Genomic DNA, 17,223 nt, shown 5'->3' with positions numbered 1-17,223 from the left:
CGGTCTGCCGTTGGCTGCCAAGCCCGGCAAGGTAATACCGGACGGCATTGAGTTTGTCTTGCAGTGAATACTTCATAAAGCTGCACCTCCAAATGTCAGATGTGTCCAACATTTGGGGTGCAGTTCAGGTGCGCGCCCTTGGCGGGAATTATTCGTCTTCCTGTTTGGCGGCCGGTGCCGCGCTCAGCTTGCTTTCCAGCTCGGCCATGCGCTGTTCCAACAGCGCCAGCTTCTCGCGGGTGCGCAACAGCACCTGAGTCTGTACGTCGAACTCTTCGCGGTTAACCAAATCCAGGCGGGTCAGCTGCGACTGCAGGACCTGACGGATTTTTTTCTCAACGTCTTCCCCGAATTCACGAACGCCTTTAGGCATGGACTCATGAACCTGGCGTGCGATTTGTTCGATTTTTTTCGGGTCAATCATGGCGTATCCCTTTCAGAGTTTAATAGCTGCCGCTTAGTGTAATGCGAGTTGCCCGCGGGATAAACCATTAAGCGCATTCGCCGTGCGTGGCCGAATTGTGCTTTTGCCAATTGCCCTGCCTACCCATTAGCGTTATAGTCATCCTGCTTATTCTCAGGGCGGGGTGAAAGTCCCCACCGGCGGTAAATCACCTTCTACGGTGAAAGCCCGCGAGCGCTCAGCCAGCCTGTCAGGGCCGGTTAGAGGTCAGCAGATCCGGTGTAATTCCGGGGCCGACGGTTAGAGTCCGGATGGGAGAGAGTAACGGTATCTGCCGGGCTTGCGCCCGCTTGCGTTATTTTTTTAGCTATTGCTAGCTACTCCTCAAGATCGCCCTGGTTCTGGTAATCCATAATTTTTAATGAGGTTTTTTACCATGAATCAGACGCTACTTTCAGACTTCGGCACGCCGACAGAACGCGTTGAACGCGCGATTGACGCACTGCGCAACGGGCGCGGCGTAATGGTGCTCGATGATGAAAACCGTGAAAACGAAGGTGACATGATCTTTGCCGCGGAAACCATGACCGTTGAGCAGATGGCGCTGACCATTCGCCACGGCAGCGGTATCGTGTGCCTGTGCATCACCGAAGAACGCCGTCAGCAGCTTGAGCTGCCGATGATGGTGACCAACAACTCCAGCCAATTCCAGACCGCCTTCACCGTGACCATCGAAGCGGCGCAGGGCGTGACCACCGGGGTTTCCGCTTCCGATCGCCTGACCACCATCCGGGCGGCGGTGGCAGACAGCGCCAAGCCGAGCGACCTGAACCGTCCTGGCCACGTGTTCCCGCTGCGCGCGCAGCCGGGCGGCGTGCTGAGCCGTCGCGGCCACACCGAAGCGACCATCGATCTGGTCTCCATGGCCGGTTTTAAACCTGCCGGCGTGCTGTGTGAACTGACCAATGACGATGGCAGCATGGCGCACGCGCCGGAAGTGATCGCCTTCGCCAAACAGCACGACATGGTGGTGCTGACCATCGAAGATCTGGTGGCCTACCGCCAGGCGCACGAGAAAAAAGCCAGCTGATAGCCGGCCGCTTTCAACGATAAAAAAGCCGCGTAACGCGGCTTTTTTTGTGGCTACCGTTTGGACAGGCGTTCGCCGATGCGGCTGGCGTAATTCATCACGTGGAAGGTGTAGTTCTCCTCCACCGTGCCCTGGAACAGATGGGCCCAGGGGCCGATGGCGTAGATACCGAGATCTTCCCCGCCGTGAGTCTCGCTTTTCAGCGGGACCAGCGCCGGCTGAATGAAATCGGGCGCGGTGGCCTGCTCCATGGTCAATGCCGGGCGATCGGCCAGCGGGATCGTGCCGCCGGGGCCATTGGCGAAGCCGACGGTGGTGTAAGGCTTGCCGTCGCTGCCCAGCAGCGGTTTGCCGTTGACCCCCACGGAAATGCCGAGGATGGGATTACCCCGCTTGGCATAGCCGGCGATGGTCAGCGTGTGGCTGTGATCGCCGGTCACGATGACCAGGGTTTCGTCCAGATTGACCTTGTCGACGATGGTTTTCACCGCCTCGTTCAGGGCGACCGCGTCGCTCAGCGTGCGGTAGGCGTTACCGTTATGGCTGCCGTGATCGATGCGCCCGCCCTCCACCATCAGCAGGTAGCCTTCGGGATTCCTGGCCAGAATATCGATGGCCGTGCCGGTCATTTCCGCCAGTGAGGGTTCTCCTGCCGCGTCTTGTCGCCGATCGTGCTCGAAGTTCATGTGCGATGGCTCAAACAGGGCCAACAGGTGATCGACCTTACCCGGTTCGATTTTGTCGAACTGCGCCTGATTCCATACGTATTGTCCTCGCTCGCCATAGCGTTGTAGCCAGGCCTGCGTCAGATCGCGGCCATCCTTTCTGGCGCCTGTCTTGCCGGGGTATTCCGGGTCGCTCACGCTGTCGGGCAGGAAGTTGGCGCGCCCGCCGCCCATTGCCACGTTGAGGCCGTTGCCGTACTTCATTTCCACCAGTTGGCGCGCAATGTCGCGGCAGCCTGCTGCCAGGGCCGCTGCCGGCATTTTGGCGTCGGATTCCCAATCGCGGTTGGCGATATGGGCATAGGTGGCGCCCGGCGTGGCGTGGGTGATGGTCGCGGTCGTCACGGCGCCGGTGGACATGCCGAGCGTTGCGGCCATCTCCCACAGCGTGGTGACGGCCTTGGTTTGCTGATCCTCACAGTTGTTGAGGGTGGCCGTATGGTTGAGGCCCATCAGATCGTTGATGGTTTTGACGCCGGTAGTCATCGCCACTGCGCTGGGGGCGGAGTCGGTGATTTGGGCGTCGGCGGAGTAGGTTTTGGCCGCCGCCAGATAGGGGAAGGCCTCCCAGGCCAGCACGTTGGATTCGCCGTCCACGCCGCGCTGCTGCCCTTCAAAAATGCGGGCGGCGGTCACGGTGGAAAACCCCATGCCGTCGCCGACCACCAGAATGACGTTTTTGGCGCGGTTGGTGTTTGGCGTCTGTTTCAGCCGCTGTTGCAGCTGAGCTTGTGCCTGAAGGAAGTAAGGGTCTTCGCGCTGCGTCAGCGGCGCTTGGTCCGCCGCGCCAGCGGTTGCCGTCCAGCCGGCGAGTAAGGATATGGAAAGCGCCAGGCGGGTTGCCAGTGTGAATCTGAACATGAATTCCTCCTTGGTGAGACGTAATTCCCATCGCGCGGCGGGGTTGCCTGCGCCCGTCGGCTGAAGGAGGAGTGTATAGATCGCGTTAACAAAAAATACATAAATTGTTCACAAATTAGATCTGTGTGGCAGTAATGCCACGGCATTCATGTGGCTTATTAATGTATTGAATTATATGATTTTTTTATCTTTCTGTTTGCCGATGCATTCCTCCGGTTTTAATTCAAATTTATTGAACATCTTCATCACGGTTATCCGGCTGTGTTGGTGCGACAAAGCGCGTAATGTAGCGGCATAGCACAATTTGAACTAAGGATCGCCCTATGAACACCTCTCGTATGCCGGCACTGTTTCTTGGCCACGGTAGCCCGATGAACGTGCTGGAAGACAACCGCTACACCCGGGCATGGCGTGCGTTGGGTGAGTCATTGCCGCGTCCTAAGGCGATCGTGGCAGTTTCCGCGCATTGGTATACCCGCGGCACTGCGGTCACCGCGATGGATAAACCCAAAACCATTCACGACTTCGGCGGGTTCCCGCAGGCGCTGTTTGATACCCGTTATCCGGCGCCGGGCTCTCCCGCGTTGGCTGCACAGCTGCAGCAAATTCTGGCGCCGGTGCCGGTGACGGCCGATCTCGGCGAGTGGGGGCTGGATCACGGCACCTGGGGCGTCTTGATCAAGATGTATCCCAATGCCGACATCCCGGTGGTGCAGCTCAGCGTCGACGGGACGCAGCCGGCAGCCTATCACTATGAGCTGGGCCGCAAACTGGCTGCGCTGCGCGATGAGGGTGTGATGATCGTCGCCAGTGGCAACGTGGTGCACAACCTGCGCATGGTGAAATGGCAGGGCGATACCCGCGCCTACCCGTGGGCGGAATCGTTCAATAACTTTGTCCGGGATAACCTGCGTTATCGGGGCGATAATCATCCGCTGGTGGACTTCATGCACCATGAGGGGGCGGCGCTGTCGAATCCGACGCCGGAACACTATCTGCCGTTGCTGTATGTGCTCGGTAGTTGGGATGGCAAAGAAGCCATCAGCGTGCCGATCGACGGTATCGAAATGGGAGCGCTGAGCATGCTGTCGGTGCAGGTGGGCTAAAGAAAAACGCCAGTCAGAGACTGGCGTTTTTGTCTTCGGCGGGGCGATCAGCCGAGAATGGTGTGCGGGTAGAAGCGCGACAGATCCTGCGTGATCAGTTCGCGATCTTCGCGCAGCCCGATGCCGCAAGGCTGATCGTTCACCAGCCAGCTGCCGATTAACGTGTAGCTGTCTTCGAACTTCGGCAGCGGATGGAACTGCTGCACGATCATGCCTTCTTCACCGTACGGCCCGTCGACGCGCACCACTTCCTGACCGTTTTCGACGATCTGGATATTGGCGCCTTCGCGTGAGAACAGCGGCTTGGTGACGTAATGATCCATCGGCGGATGAGCGTCTTGCGCGAAATAAGCCGGCAGCAGGTTCGGATGGTTCGGGAACATTTCCCACAGCAGCGGTAGCAGCGCTTTGTTGGAGATGATGCTCTTCCAGGCCGGCTCCAGCCAGCGCACGCCGGCATCTTCCAGTTTGGTGGAGAACATCTCGCGCAGCATGAATTCCCACGGGTAGAGCTTGAACAGGTTGCCGATCACCTGATCCTGCAGATCGGTGAACTGGCCTTTCTCGCCGAGGCCAATCTCTTCCATGAACAGGAACTCGGTCGGCAGACCGGCTTCCTGCGCGCAATCCTGCAAATATTGCACCGTGCCGCGATCTTCTTCGCTGTCCTGGCAGCACGCCAGGTGCAACAGGCCGAAGCCATGATGCGCTTTCAGCTCGGCGAAACGCTCGATCAGCTTCTCCTGCAGGCTGTTGTACTGATCCGATTCCGGATCCAGCTTGCCGGCGTTGATCTGGTCTTCCAGCCACAGCCACTGGAAGAAGGCCGCTTCATACAGCGAGGTTGGCGTATCGGCGTTGTTCTCCAGCAGCTTCGGCGGGTTGACGCCGTCGTAGGCCAGATCGAGGCGCGAATACAGCGACGGCTGCTGGGTGCGCCAGGAGCTGCGCACGAACTCCCAGGTGTGTTTCGGTATGCAGAACTTGGCCATCAGCTCATCGCTGCCGACCACTTTTTCCACTACCTGCAGGCACATCTGGTGCAGTTCGGCGGTGGCGCTTTCGATCTCTTCAATCTGCGCCAGCGTGAACTGGTAATAGGCGTCTTCACACCAGTACGGCTCGCCGTACATGGTGTGGAAACGGAAACCGAACTCGGTCGCTTTTTCACGCCAGTCCGGGCGCTCGGTAATCGCAATACGTTTCATGCATCAACCGCCCATGCTGCGAGAGCCGGAGTTGGAGGTGGCGCTGCTGCGCTGCATGCTGGTCTGCTTGGCCACGGTCTCGCCGAAGCCGCCGCGGGTCACGGTGTTGGTGACCGCAGGCTTCGGCGCCATGGCGGTTTTCGGCACCGTCATGGTGCGGCCGCCGGCGGTAGCCGGGCCGTAGCTTTTGCCGCTGGCGTCGACAAACTTGCCGTTCGCCGGGCTGGCGGCGTTCTTGGAGGTGAACAGCGGCTGCTGCGCGAAGCCGGAGCCGCCCATCAGACGGCCCATCATGTAGCCCGCCATCAGCGGCATCCAGAAGCTGCCGCTGCTTTGCGATTCCGCCGCCATGCCGGCCTGCGCCGGCGCCGGCGCCTGGGTGCACTGCGCTTCGCCGAACTCGGCGACGCAGTCTTCGCGGGTGGCGTATTTCGGCGCGGTTTTCGCCGCTTCTTTCAGGGCGTTGTTGTAGGCGGTGGTGCACTGCTCGCTCATCGAAGGATTGGCGCGCGAACAGTCATCGGCGTTCTGATACAGGGAGACCGTTTCATCGCTCTTCTCGCAGCCGGCCAGCATAAAGACGGCGCTGATCGCCAAAGCCACGGGCGCGACACGGTAGCTGCGCCAGGATTTGCGGAACGTCTCTTGGTTGATGTTTTTTGTCCGTTTCATCGTTATCAATCCCATCATGCGGGCTGTTTTCGCCCTTTCCCAGTAGTGGCGCTAAGGATAGGGGAAAGATGGTCAAAATTAAAGCTGAAACGCCCTCAGAATCGACTCTTTACGCAGTTATACGTTGGGGTGTGCGCCAGTTCGCTTTCGCGGCGAAAAAATGCGCGTTGGCGTTTCATCATGAAACGTTATCGCTATGATGATGTTCCATAATGGAACATAAATCGCGAGGCTCGCCAGGCGGGCGGCAGGGGCTCATAGTCGAAGCACAACAACAAGCCGGCGGCGAAGTCGGCGTGCCATCACCTGATATCTGAACGTTACCATCGCCAACTCCCTACAAGGATCCGGTTATGTTGAGAATCATCCAGTCACCAGGTAAATATATTCAGGGCGCCAATGCGCTGGCCGCCGTTGGCGAATACGCCAAATCCCTCGCCGATCACTACCTGGTGATCGCCGACGACTTCGTGATGCAGCTGGCGGGCGACACCCTGATGGGCAGCCTGCAGCAGCACGGGGTGAAACATCACGCGGCCCGCTTCAACGGCGAATGCTGCCGCAAAGAGATAGACCGGCTCGGCCATGAGTTGCAGGCTCACGGCTGCCGCGGCGTGATCGGCGTCGGCGGCGGCAAGACGCTCGACACCGCCAAGGCCGTGGCGCACTACCAACAACTGCCGGTGGTGCTCATTCCCACCATCGCCTCCACCGATGCGCCGACCAGCGCGCTGTCGGTTCTCTACACCGAACAGGGCGAATTCGCCGAATACCTGATTTACCCGCGCAACCCGGACATGGTGGTGATGGACAGCGCCATCATCGCCAAAGCGCCGGTGCGCCTGCTGGTGGCCGGCATGGGCGACGCGCTCTCCACCTATTTCGAAGCCCAGGCCTGTTTCGACGCCCAGGCCACCAGCATGGCCGGCGGCAAATCGACGCTGGCGGCGCTCAGCCTGGCGCGGCTGTGTTATGACACGCTGCTGGCGGAAGGGGTGAAAGCCAAACTGGCGGTCGAGGCCGGCGTGGTGACGGAAGCGGTGGAGCGCATCATTGAGGCCAATACCTATCTGAGCGGCATCGGCTTCGAGAGCAGCGGGCTGGCGGCGGCACACGCCATTCACAACGGTTTTACCGTGCTGGAGGAGTGCCACCACCTGTATCACGGCGAGAAAGTGGCGTTCGGCACCCTGGCGCAGCTGGTGCTGCAGAACAGCCCGATGGCGCAGATTGAAACCGTGCTGGCATTTTGTCATGGCATCGGCCTGCCGATCACGCTGGCGCAGATGGGCGTCACCGGCGATGCGACGGCGAAGATCATGGCGGTGGCCGAGGCCAGCTGCGCCGCCGGCGAAACCATTCACAACATGCCGTTCAAGGTCACCCCTGCGGGCGTGCAGGCGGCGATCCTGACGGCGGATAGGCTGGGCGCCGCCTGGCTGCAGCGTCATTGATACCCTTGGGGCGCGGTGCGCCGCGCCCCTGTTCTTACAGAGGAAACCATCGTGAAAAAACTGATCAATCAGGTCGAGTCGGTGTTGGAGGAGCAGTTGCAGGGGTTGGCGGAGGCCCATCCTGAGCTGCTGGTGCACGCGGATCCGGTGTTCGTGACCCGCGCCGACGCGCCGGTAGCGGGCAAGGTGGCGATCCTGTCCGGCGGCGGCAGCGGCCATGAGCCGATGCACTGCGGTTTCGTCGGCGAAGGGATGCTCGACGGCGCCTGTCCGGGCGAGATTTTCACCTCGCCGACGCCGGATAAAATGTACGAGTGTGGTCAGGCGATCGACGGCGGCGCCGGGGTGTTGCTGCTGATCAAGAACTACACCGGCGACGTGCTCAACTTCGAAACCGCCACCGAGCTGCTGCACGACAGCGGCGTCGCGGTGGCGACGGTGCTGGTGGATGACGACGTGGCGGTCAAGGACAGCCTGTTCACCGCCGGGCGACGCGGGGTGGCCAACACCGTGCTGATGGAGAAATTGCTGGGTGCCGCCGCGGCGCGCGGCGACGATTTGGACAGCGTGGTGATGTTAGGGCATCGCATCAACAACCACGGGCATTCGATCGGCATCGCGCTGGGGGCTTGCACCGTGCCGGCCGCCGGCAAGCCGTCGTTCACCCTGGCGGAGAACGAAATGGAGTTCGGCGTCGGCATTCACGGCGAGCCGGGCATTGCGCGTCGCCCGTTCACCACGCTCAACGCGGCGGTGGACGACATGTTCCATACGCTGATCGACCACGGCCACTATCAGCGCACGATCCGCGTCTGGGATCGTCAGCAGGGCGAGTGGCGTGACGAGATGCAAACCAAGCAGCCGCTGACGCGCGGCGATCGGGCGATCGCACTGGTCAACAACCTGGGCGCCACGCCGCTGTCCGAGCTGTACGGCGTGTACCATCGGCTGGCGGAGCGCTGCGCCGAGGCGGGGATCATTATCGAACGCAACCTGGTGGGCTCTTATTGCACCTCGCTTGATATGCAGGGCGTGTCCATCACGCTGTTGAACGTGGACGACGAGCTGTTGTCCTTGTGGGATGCGCCGGTGAAAACGCCTGCGCTGCGTTGGGGTTGCTGAGGAGGAATCATGGCGTTGACCAAACAACAGGTCGTCGATTGGCTGATGCGTTGCGGCGAGGTGTTCAGCCGGGAGCGCGATTTCCTGACCCGGTTGGATACCGAGATCGGCGATGCCGACCACGGTTTGAACATGAATCGCGGTTTCAACAAGGTGGTGGAAAAGCTGCCGTCGGTGGCGGACAAAGATATCGGCTTCATTCTGAAAAACACCGGCATGACGCTGCTGTCGAGCGTGGGCGGCGCCAGCGGCCCGCTGTTCGGCACCTTCTTCATCCGCGCGGCGCAGGCGGCGAACGCCAAGCAAAGCCTGGATCTGGCGGAGTTGCAGCAGATGATGCAGGAGGGGGTGGAAGGCGTGGTGATGCGCGGTAAGGCGGAGCCGGGCGACAAAACCATGTGCGACGTCTGGTGGCCGGTGGTGGAAAGCCTCGGCCAGTCCGCACAGCGGAACCTGAGCGTGGCGGAGGCGCTGCAGCGCGCCGCCGACAGCGCCGAGCGGGCGGTGGAGAGCACCATTACCATGCAGGCGCGCAAGGGGCGGGCCAGTTATCTGGGCGAGCGCAGCATCGGCCACCAGGATCCCGGCGCCACTTCGGTGATGCTGATGATGAAAACGCTGGCCGAGGTCGCCGGCAGTTAGCAGGAGGCGAAATGATTAATCTCGTGGTGGTTTCGCACAGCGCGTTGCTGGCGCGCGGCGTTGAGCAGCTGGCGCGGCAGATGATGCGCGGCGATGGCTGCAAGCTGGCGCTGGCGGCTGGGGTGGATGACGAGCAACACCCGATCGGCACCGACGCGGTCAAAGTGATGGAGGCGATCGAAACGGTCGCCGACGGCGACGGCGTGTTGGTATTGATGGATCTGGGCAGCGCGCTGCTCAGTGCCGAAACCGCGCTCGATCTGCTGGACCCGGACCTGGCCGCCAAAGTGCGGCTGTGTGCGGCACCGCTGGTTGAAGGCACGCTGGCTGCGGTGGTGGCCGCCAACTCCGGCGCCTCGCTGGAGCAGGTGGTGGCGGAGGCGCAGGGCGCGCTGCAGGCCAAACAGGCGCAGTTGGGCGAGGCCTCGCCGGCGGCGAAGAGCGCGGCCCTGCCGCTGGCGCAGGGCAAAAGCGCAACCTGGACGGTGCAAAACCCGCATGGGCTGCATGCGCGCCCGGCGGCGCGGCTGGTCGAGACGTTGGCGCCGTTCAAGGCCGAGCTGGTGCTGGAAAAGCAGGGGCAGTGCGTCGATCCGCGCAGCCTTAATCAGCTGGCGCTGCTGCAGGTGCGCCACGGCGACACCATTCGCCTGATCGCCGACGGCGCGCAGGCGGACGAAGCGCTGGCGGCGTTCAAAGCGCTGGCGGAACAACACTTCGGCGAGACGGTTTCCGAGCGGCAGCAGCCTTCGCTGCATGGCATTCCGGTGGCGGAAAGCGTCACCAGCGGGCCGGTGTTCCAGGCTCATAGCTTCTGGCCGCCAATCGCCGAGCGGCGGATTGGCGCGGACGAAGTGTTGGGCGAACAGCAACGCCTGCGGGAGGCGCTACAGCACACGCTGAGCGATCTGAACCGGCTGGCGGAACGTACCGGCACGCTGATCGGCAAGCCGCAGGCGGCGATCTTCGGCGCCCACAGCATGCTGCTGGACGATCCGGATCTGCAGCAGGCGGCTTATACCCGCATCGCGCAGCAGTTGTGCAGCGCCGAACAGGCCTGGCGACAGGTGCTGGAGGCGATCGCCGAAGAGTACCGCGAATTGGATGACGACTACATGCGCGCGCGCGAACTGGACGTGCGCGACATGCTGCGCCGCACGCTGTGCCATCTGCAGGGGCTGCTGCTACCGGCTGTTGCGCTGGCGGAGCCGTCGATCCTGGTGATGGACGAACTGATGCCTTCGGCGGTGGTGATGCTCGACAGGCGGCTGGTGCTCGGCATCTGCCTGAGCGGCGGCAATGCCCTGTCGCACAGCGCCATTCTGGCGAAGGCGATGGGTATCCCGATGGTGGTCGGCATGCAGGATTGCCTGAGCAAAACCCGCAGCGGGCAGAAAGCGATGCTGGACGCCGCGCGCGGGGTATTGCAGCTCAGCCACTAGGCATTCAGGCGCGCAGCTTGAACTGGCGGATCTCGATCCGGTGCTGTTTGATCTTGCGCCACAGCGTGGTGCGGCCGATGCCCAGCAGCTGCGCCATCTCCGTCAGCTGGCCGCGGCTGACGGTCGCCGCGCGCAGGATCGCCTGGCGCTCCATGTCTGCCAGCGTCAACAGCGGCGCGCCGGGCTGGGGATCGCTTTCCAGCAGCGACGGTTGGCCGAGCAGGTGCGCCGGCAGATCCGCCAGCTGAATGTGGTGGCCGTGGCAGATCATCGCCGCGCGTTCCACCACCCCTTTCAGTTCCAAATCGTTGCCCGGCCACAGGTAGAGCGCCAGCTGGGCCATCACTTCGTCATCCACCCGAAAGCGACACTGAAAATGTTGCTCCAGCGCGCGCAGATGGTGTTTGACCAGCAGCGGAATATCGCTCAGCCGCTGGCGCAGCGGCGGGATCTGGATCTCGAACGCCTGCAGGCTGTAAAACAGCTGGCGGCGGAAGCGGTTTTGCTGCACCAGCAGCGGCAGATCGGCGGCGCTGCCGGCGATCACCCGCACATCGACCGGGATCACCCGGCTGGAGTTGAGGCGGATCACCACGCCGGTTTTCAGCACCTGCAGCAACGCCGACTGCATCTCCGCAGGCAGGTATTCGATCTGTTCGAGGTACAGCGTGCCGCCGTTGGCCAATTCGAATTTGCTGAGTTGGCCCGCCTCTTCTTCGCTGGCGTCGCTGCCCAGCAGTTCACGCAGCCCCTGCGCCTCGGGCAACAGCTGGCAGTTTAGAGCAATATACGGCCCGGCGGCGCGTTCGCCGGCGTTGTGAATAGCCTGGCTGAGCAGCTCTTTGCCGACGCCTTCCTCCCCGCGCAGCAGGATAGGATGCTGGCCTTTGGCCGCCTGTTGCCCGTAACGGATCAGCCGCCGCATCTCCAGCGAGGCGGAGGGCATCTGCTCGAAGCTGTGGTTGACGCGTCCCAACTGGCTGCTGACATATTGGCGCAGACGTTCGAGCGGGTGCAGCAGGGCGATGAAACTGCAGCGATCGCCGTCGAAAATCGGCTTTAGCGTCAGTAAGGCGGCGATAAACTGCCGTTGGCTTTCGAAGGTGACTTCGACGTGTTGCAGCGGTTGCCGGTCGGCGATGGCGCGCTTGAGCAGGGCGGGCAGCGTCAGCAGCTGCGCCAGCGGTTTGCCCTGGCTCTGTTGCTCGTCCAGCTTCAGCAGGCCGGCGGCGCGCTGGTTGATGTATTGCAGGTAGCCACGGTGATCCCAGGCCATGACGCCGTCGTCCACGCCGTCCAGCAGACCGTAAAGCTGATTCAGATGGCGATTGGATTCCGCCAGCAGGCCGTCGGCGTTCAGCGAGTTGCCGATTTCGCGGGCGATGGCCAGCGTCAGCGACAGATCGCCGGCGGCGCAGTCGGCCAGCAGGCAGCCCAACGCGATCGAGCCGCGTTGGCGGCCGCTGTTGTCGTAGACCGGCGTCGCGCAGAACGACCAGCCGTGCAGCGCCCGGCGCACGTGCTCTTCGCCGCTCACCCGCACCGGGTGGCCTTCCGCCGCCGCCAGCGCCGGGGCATTGGTGCCGATCTGCCCCTCGGCCCAGTAAGCGCCGGGGGCGAATCCCAATGGCTGCAAAAGCTCCCAGGTTTGGGCGTCGCCGCAGTGCCACAGCATGCAGCCGCTCTCGTCGAGGATCATCAGCAGGCAACGGCGCGGCTCCATGTATTCGCAGGCGTCTTCCAGCGCCGCCTGGCCGAGCGTCAGCAGGTCGTTCTTACGGCGGCAAATCGATTCGAAAGTGGCGCCCTGCGCGCGGTGCGGCGCTTGCCAAACGCCGGGCTGCATCAGGCTGCGGCAGCGCAGCCAGGAGGCATAAATCGCCTGCGCGGGGCGCAGCGGCGGCGGCAGTTCGCCGTCGTTAATCAAACGCTGCCAGCGTGAATCGTTGTCCATCGGAGCTCATCCAGACTGCGAAAACCAGAATGACGATGATACCACCTGGCGCCGCGGCGGCTGTGAGGCGGCGGGCAGAAGCGGGGAAATCTGCGCAAAAAAAACGGGGTGCGGCGTAGGCCGGACCCCGTATTTATCAACGCGCGTGCATCAGTTGCGGAATGGATTGCCGCTGTTGCGAGCCGGTTGGCTGACGGCTGGCGCCGCAGTACGGGTGGCGCTTGGTGCCGGCGCGGCGACCTGCTGCATCGGCGCGTTGTCCTGGTAGCCGTCCGCATAGGCGTCCTGAGCACGGTTCTGTGGCGCGACGGCGTCAGGTGCGGTCGCCACCGGTTTGCCCAACGCGCCGTTCAGCGTCAGCAGATCGTTTTGGTTCAGGGTGCCGAGCGCCGACTTGATGTTCAGCTGGTTGATCAGGTAGGTATAACGCGCGCTGGAAAGCTGCTGCTTGGCGTCATACAGGGTACTGGTGGCGTTCAGCACGTCGACGATGGTGCGGGTGCCAACCTGGTAGCCGGCTTCCATCGCATCCAGCGAGCTTTGCGCGGAGATCACCGCCTGTTTGTAGGCGTTGATGCTGCTGATCGAGGCGTTGACGTTGTTGAAGGACGAACGCACGGTCTGCACTACGCTGCGGTGGGCGCTTTCCAGCTGTTCGCTGGCGCCGACGAAGCCGTATTGCGCCTGTTGTACCTGCGAGTTGGTCGCACCGCCGCTGTACAGCGGCAGGCTTACCGACACGCCGACCTGGTTTTGGCCGGCGTCGGAGTTGCCGAAGCGGGTGTTATCGCCGGTTGCGGAACCGTTGTAGCGGGTGTTGGTGATCCCGGTCGACGCATTCAGGTTGACCGTCGGCATGTAGCCGGTCTGTGCCGCACGGATTTGCTCGCGAGCCAGATCCTGGCTCAGGCGGGCGGACAGCAGGCTCAGGTTACGCGCTTCCGCTTCTTTCAGCAGGTTGTTCACCGCTTCCGGGCGTTTGGTGCTGAAAGCGTCGGTATTCAACGACGACAGCTCCGGGTAGAAGGTGCCGGTGATCTGGCGCAGCGCTTCCAGCGCGTTGTCCAGGTTGTTGCGGGCGGTCACTTCGGCCGCCAGCACGGTATCGTAGGCGGAACGGGCGTTCTGTACGTCGGTGATCGCCACCAGGCCCACGTTGAAGCGCTGGGTGGTTTGATCCAGCGTGCGATAGACCGCTTGTTTGTTCGCCTGGGTATAGGAGAGCGTGTCAATGGCGCTCAGCACGTTGAAATAGGCGGTGGCGGTGTTGAGAATCAGCTGCTGTTCCGCAGTCTGGAAAGTGACGTCGGAGATGCCGGCGGTTTTTTCCTGCAGCGACAGTTGGCGCCAAATCGACATGTCGAAGATGGTTTGGGTCAACGTGAGCGACGCGTTGGTCACATTGCTGTTGATACCGTTGCTGTCGCGGTAGCCGTTGTTGTAATTGTAACCGGCGCTCACGCCGAGCTGCGGCAGCAGCGGGCTGCGCGCTTCATTGATCTTTTCGAATGCGGCGTCGCGGTCAGCAGCACTTTTACGCAGATCCGGGTTACTTTCCCTGGCCTGTTTGTAGACCTGCAGCAGGTTCTCTGCCTGGCTCATTGCACTGAAGCCGCCCAGGCTCAGTCCGATAAGAAGGGGGAGCAGTTTCTTCATTTGCATTCCTTGTTGTGCAGCAATATTGCTATGTTAGCGCTGACGATAGACGAAATAGTTGCCGATTCTAGCAGAGTCTGCGGTACGCATCAGGTGGCTGAATGTGCCATCTCACGTAACTTTTACCTTTCAGACCGCCCATTTACCTTGGTGTACTGCCCGGGTCGGCTGCAGCTGATATTATGGCTGACAATCCGGATTGTTTCCCACTATTACCTGCGAGCGCACAAACGCGCCGCATCCGGCGGCGAAAAACAGCCTAACATAAAGCCGCGGCAGAAAGTCCCGCTGTTTCTGTCATCAAAACCGTTTATTTTATCGGCATACTCACGCAGGAGAATTCGCACATGAACCGTTTGCAGCCGTCGCCCGTCACTTTCGATAAAAAAGATGTAGAAATTATTGCACGCGAGACGCTGTACCGTGGGTTTTTTTCACTCAATTTATACCGGTTTCGCCATCGCTTGTTCAATGGCGAAATGAGTCCTGAAATCACACGTGAAATTTTCGAGCGCGGCCATGCGGCGGTGCTGCTGCCCTACGATCCGGTGCGTGATGAAGTCGTGCTGATTGAACAACTGCGCATCGCCGCGGTCGATACCAGTAATTCGCCCTGGCTGCTGGAAATGGTGGCGGGTATGATCGAAACCGGCGAAAGCGTGGAAGACGTGTGCCGCCGCGAAGCGCAGGAAGAGGCCGGCGTGGTGGTCGGGCGCTGCAAACCGGTGCTGAGCTATCTGGCCAGCCCCGGCGGCACCAGCGAACGCCTGTCGATCATGGTCGGCGAAGTGGACGCCGGCACCGCCGAAGGCATCCACGGCCTGGCGGAAGAGCATGAAGACATCCGCGTCCACGTGGTCAGCCGCGAACAGGCTTACCGCTGGGTTGAAGAGGGCGCGATCGATAACGCCGCATCAGTGATTGCATTGCAATGGCTGGCGTTGCACCATGAATCGTTGAGAAAAGAGTGGGCCAACTAATGAAACAGCGCTATACCCCTGATTTCCCCGAAATGATGAGATTGTGCGAAACCAACTTCGCGCAATTGCGCCGCTTGCTGCCGCGCAACGACGAAGCGGGCGAAACGGTGACTTATCAGGTGAACGGCGCCGGCTATCGTTTGACCATCGTTGAGTCCACGCGTTACACGTCGCTGGTGGAGATCGAGCAGATCTTTCCGGCGGTCAGCTACTGGAGCCTGCCCGCGATGACGGTGCGCTTGTACCATGACGCCATGGTTGCGGAAGTGTGTTCCAGTCAGCAGATCTACCGCTTTAAAGCGCGTTATGATTATCCTAATAAAAAGTTGCATCAACGCGACGAAAAGCATCAAATTAACCAGTTTCTTGCTGATTGGCTGCGCTACTGTTTGGCGCATGGAGCGATGGCGGTTCCGGTTTGTTAGACAGACTGAAATAACAAAGGACACCATTTGGAAAGCCTGTTTAAACTGCCCGTGGCGAGTGGGGCTGCGGTCAGGATTCTACAAATAACAGATACCCACCTTTTTGCCGGCGAACACGAGACGTTGCTCGGCATCAATACCTATCGCAGCTATCACGCGGTGCTGGACGCCATCCAGGCGCAGGGCCGCGATGTCGATCTGATCGTCGCCACGGGAGATTTGGCGCAGGATCATTCGCTGGAGGCGTACCACCACTTCGCCGACGGCATCGCGCAACTGCCGGCCCCGTGCGTGTGGCTGCCGGGCAACCACGATTTTCAACCGGCAATGGTCGACGCGCTGGCCGCCGCCGGCATCGCGCCTTCCAAGCAGGTGCTGCTGGGCGACAGCTGGCAGGTGCTGATGCTGGACAGCCAGGTATTCGGCGTACCGCACGGCGAATTGAGCGAATACCAGCTCGAATGGATGGAGCGCTGCCTGCAGGCTCACCCCGAGCGCTATACGCTGTTGCTGTTGCACCATCATCCGCTGCCTTCCGGCTGTACCTGGCTCGATCAGCACAGCCTGCGCAACCCGCATATGCTGGGCGCGATCCTGCTGCGCTACCCGAAGGTGAATACCGTGGTTTGCGGGCATATTCACCAGGATCTGGATCTGGAATGGCAGGGCCGGCGCCTGTTGGCGACGCCGTCCACCTGCGTGCAATTCAAGCCGCACTGCACTAACTTTACCATCGACGACGTCTCTCCCGGCTGGCGTTACCTCGATCTGCTGCCGGACGGCCGCGTCGAGACGCAGGTGTTCCGCCTGGAAAACGACGATTTCCGCCCCGATATGGACTCGGATGGATACTGATGCCTTCGACACTGCTCTACCTGCACGGTTTCAACAGTTCGCCGCAGTCGGCCAAGGCGGTGGCCTTCAAGGCCTGGCTGGCCGAGCACCATCCCGATATCCAGATGCTGGTGCCGCAGCTGCCGGCTTTTCCGGCGCAGGCCGCCGAGATGCTGGAGAATCTGGTGCTGGAGCGCGCCGGCCAAACGCTCGGCCTGGTGGGCTCCTCGCTGGGCGGCTATTACGCTACCTGGCTGTCCCAGTGTTTTTCGCTGCCGGCGGTGGTGGTCAACCCGGCGGTCAAGCCGTTTGAACTGCTGGTCGACTATCTCGGTGCCAACGAGAACCCCTACACCGGCCAGCAATATGTGTTAGAGTCACGTCACGTTTACGATCTGAAAGTGATGCAGATCGATCCCTTGGAGTCGCCGGATTTAATCTGGCTGCTGCAGCAAACGGGCGATGAAATTCTCGATTACGGCCAGGCAGTGGCGTATTACACTGCGTGTCGGCAAACGGTGGAGTCGGGTGGAAACCACGCCTTCGTCGGTTTCGAGCACTACTTCCCCCAGATTGTGGATTTTTTAGGGCTAAACGCGGTCTGACGGACCGTTCCGGCACCTTCCTTTAACCACGAAAAAATAATCAA

16 protein-coding genes and 1 riboswitch are annotated in these 17,223 nt (G+C 61.4%); of the genes, 10 read left to right on the top strand and 6 right to left on the bottom strand.

What is annotated here, in order from left to right; genetic code table 11:
• Positions 1–148: 148 nt before the first annotated feature.
• Positions 149–424 carry a ubiquinone biosynthesis accessory factor UbiK gene (gene ubiK, locus M6G53_RS16880; RefSeq protein WP_004937216.1) on the bottom strand — a complete coding sequence of 92 codons (276 nt, stop codon included), beginning with the start codon at positions 422–424 and terminating at the stop codon, positions 149–151.
• A 145-nt stretch (positions 425–569) separates the two neighbouring features.
• Positions 570–730: riboswitch (FMN riboswitch) on the top strand.
• A gap of 109 nt (positions 731–839) precedes the next feature.
• Between ubiK and ribB the strand changes: the two genes are divergently transcribed.
• The gene (gene ribB, locus M6G53_RS16875) at positions 840–1,493 is read left to right on the top strand and encodes a 3,4-dihydroxy-2-butanone-4-phosphate synthase (protein ID WP_033636071.1); all 654 of its coding nucleotides are present in this window, start codon (positions 840–842) and stop codon (positions 1,491–1,493) included.
• A gap of 53 nt (positions 1,494–1,546) precedes the next feature.
• Here ribB and M6G53_RS16870 read toward each other — a convergent pair whose 3' ends face one another.
• Positions 1,547–3,079, bottom strand: coding sequence for an alkaline phosphatase (locus M6G53_RS16870; RefSeq protein ID WP_253333144.1), 1,533 nt, complete (start codon positions 3,077–3,079; stop codon positions 1,547–1,549).
• Positions 3,080–3,402: 323 nt separating this feature from the next.
• Between M6G53_RS16870 and ygiD the strand changes: the two genes are divergently transcribed.
• On the top strand, positions 3,403–4,185 hold the full coding sequence (ygiD, locus tag M6G53_RS16865) for a 4,5-DOPA-extradiol-dioxygenase (RefSeq protein ID WP_253333142.1): 783 nt from the start codon (positions 3,403–3,405) through the stop codon (positions 4,183–4,185).
• 47 nt (positions 4,186–4,232) lie between these two features.
• On the opposite strand, the gene M6G53_RS16860 is transcribed toward ygiD, so the two are convergent.
• Complete coding sequence (locus M6G53_RS16860; protein WP_253333140.1) at positions 4,233–5,393, bottom strand: glutathionylspermidine synthase family protein; 1,161 nt, start codon at positions 5,391–5,393, stop codon at positions 4,233–4,235.
• Positions 5,394–5,396: 3 nt separating this feature from the next.
• On the bottom strand, positions 5,397–6,065 hold the full coding sequence (locus tag M6G53_RS16855) for a DUF1190 family protein (protein ID WP_033644601.1): 669 nt from the start codon (positions 6,063–6,065) through the stop codon (positions 5,397–5,399).
• A 353-nt stretch (positions 6,066–6,418) separates the two neighbouring features.
• Between M6G53_RS16855 and M6G53_RS16850 the strand changes: the two genes are divergently transcribed.
• Genes M6G53_RS16850 through dhaM form a run of 4 tightly spaced genes read left to right on the top strand, consistent with a single transcriptional unit; the run spans position 6,419 to position 10,725 of the window.
• Complete coding sequence (locus M6G53_RS16850; RefSeq protein WP_060424753.1) at positions 6,419–7,519, top strand: glycerol dehydrogenase; 1,101 nt, start codon at positions 6,419–6,421, stop codon at positions 7,517–7,519.
• 51 nt (positions 7,520–7,570) lie between these two features.
• On the top strand, positions 7,571–8,641 hold the full coding sequence (gene dhaK, locus M6G53_RS16845; protein ID WP_253333139.1) for a dihydroxyacetone kinase subunit DhaK: 1,071 nt from the start codon (positions 7,571–7,573) through the stop codon (positions 8,639–8,641).
• A gap of 9 nt (positions 8,642–8,650) precedes the next feature.
• Entirely contained in the window at positions 8,651–9,283 is a 633-nt protein-coding gene (dhaL, locus tag M6G53_RS16840) for a dihydroxyacetone kinase subunit DhaL (RefSeq protein WP_253333137.1), read from the top strand.
• Positions 9,284–9,294: 11 nt separating this feature from the next.
• Positions 9,295–10,725 (top strand): dihydroxyacetone kinase phosphoryl donor subunit DhaM, encoded by a 1,431-nt coding sequence (dhaM, locus tag M6G53_RS16835; RefSeq protein ID WP_253333135.1) that lies wholly within the window; start codon positions 9,295–9,297, stop codon positions 10,723–10,725.
• Positions 10,726–10,729: 4 nt separating this feature from the next.
• Here the strand turns inward: dhaM and dhaR are convergent, their stop codons facing one another.
• A complete protein-coding gene (gene dhaR, locus M6G53_RS16830) occupies positions 10,730–12,679 on the bottom strand; it encodes a dihydroxyacetone kinase operon transcriptional regulator DhaR (RefSeq protein WP_253333132.1) in 1,950 nt (649 codons plus the stop codon).
• A 150-nt stretch (positions 12,680–12,829) separates the two neighbouring features.
• On the bottom strand, positions 12,830–14,335 hold the full coding sequence (tolC, locus tag M6G53_RS16825; RefSeq protein ID WP_253333130.1) for an outer membrane channel protein TolC: 1,506 nt from the start codon (positions 14,333–14,335) through the stop codon (positions 12,830–12,832).
• A gap of 347 nt (positions 14,336–14,682) precedes the next feature.
• Between tolC and nudF the strand changes: the two genes are divergently transcribed.
• From nudF to yqiA, 4 genes are read left to right on the top strand one after another with little or no spacing between them, the layout of a single operon-like run.
• Complete coding sequence (nudF, locus tag M6G53_RS16820) at positions 14,683–15,315, top strand: ADP-ribose diphosphatase (protein ID WP_253333128.1); 633 nt, start codon at positions 14,683–14,685, stop codon at positions 15,313–15,315.
• A complete protein-coding gene (locus M6G53_RS16815; RefSeq protein ID WP_004937244.1) occupies positions 15,315–15,740 on the top strand; it encodes a DUF1249 family protein in 426 nt (141 codons plus the stop codon). Before nudF ends, M6G53_RS16815 begins: the two co-directional genes overlap by 1 nt.
• Before the next feature lie 27 nt (positions 15,741–15,767).
• Positions 15,768–16,595, top strand: coding sequence for a 3',5'-cyclic-AMP phosphodiesterase (gene cpdA, locus M6G53_RS16810; protein WP_253333126.1), 828 nt, complete (start codon positions 15,768–15,770; stop codon positions 16,593–16,595).
• On the top strand, positions 16,595–17,179 hold the full coding sequence (gene yqiA, locus M6G53_RS16805) for an esterase YqiA (RefSeq protein WP_253333123.1): 585 nt from the start codon (positions 16,595–16,597) through the stop codon (positions 17,177–17,179). Before cpdA ends, yqiA begins: the two co-directional genes overlap by 1 nt.
• Positions 17,180–17,223: the final 44 nt, after the last annotated feature.

This window comes from Serratia nevei (assembly GCF_024160145.1).
In the GTDB taxonomy this organism is placed as follows: Bacteria; Pseudomonadota; Gammaproteobacteria; order Enterobacterales; family Enterobacteriaceae; genus Serratia; species Serratia nevei_A.
This window is presented reverse-complemented; position numbering and strand designations above follow the sequence as displayed.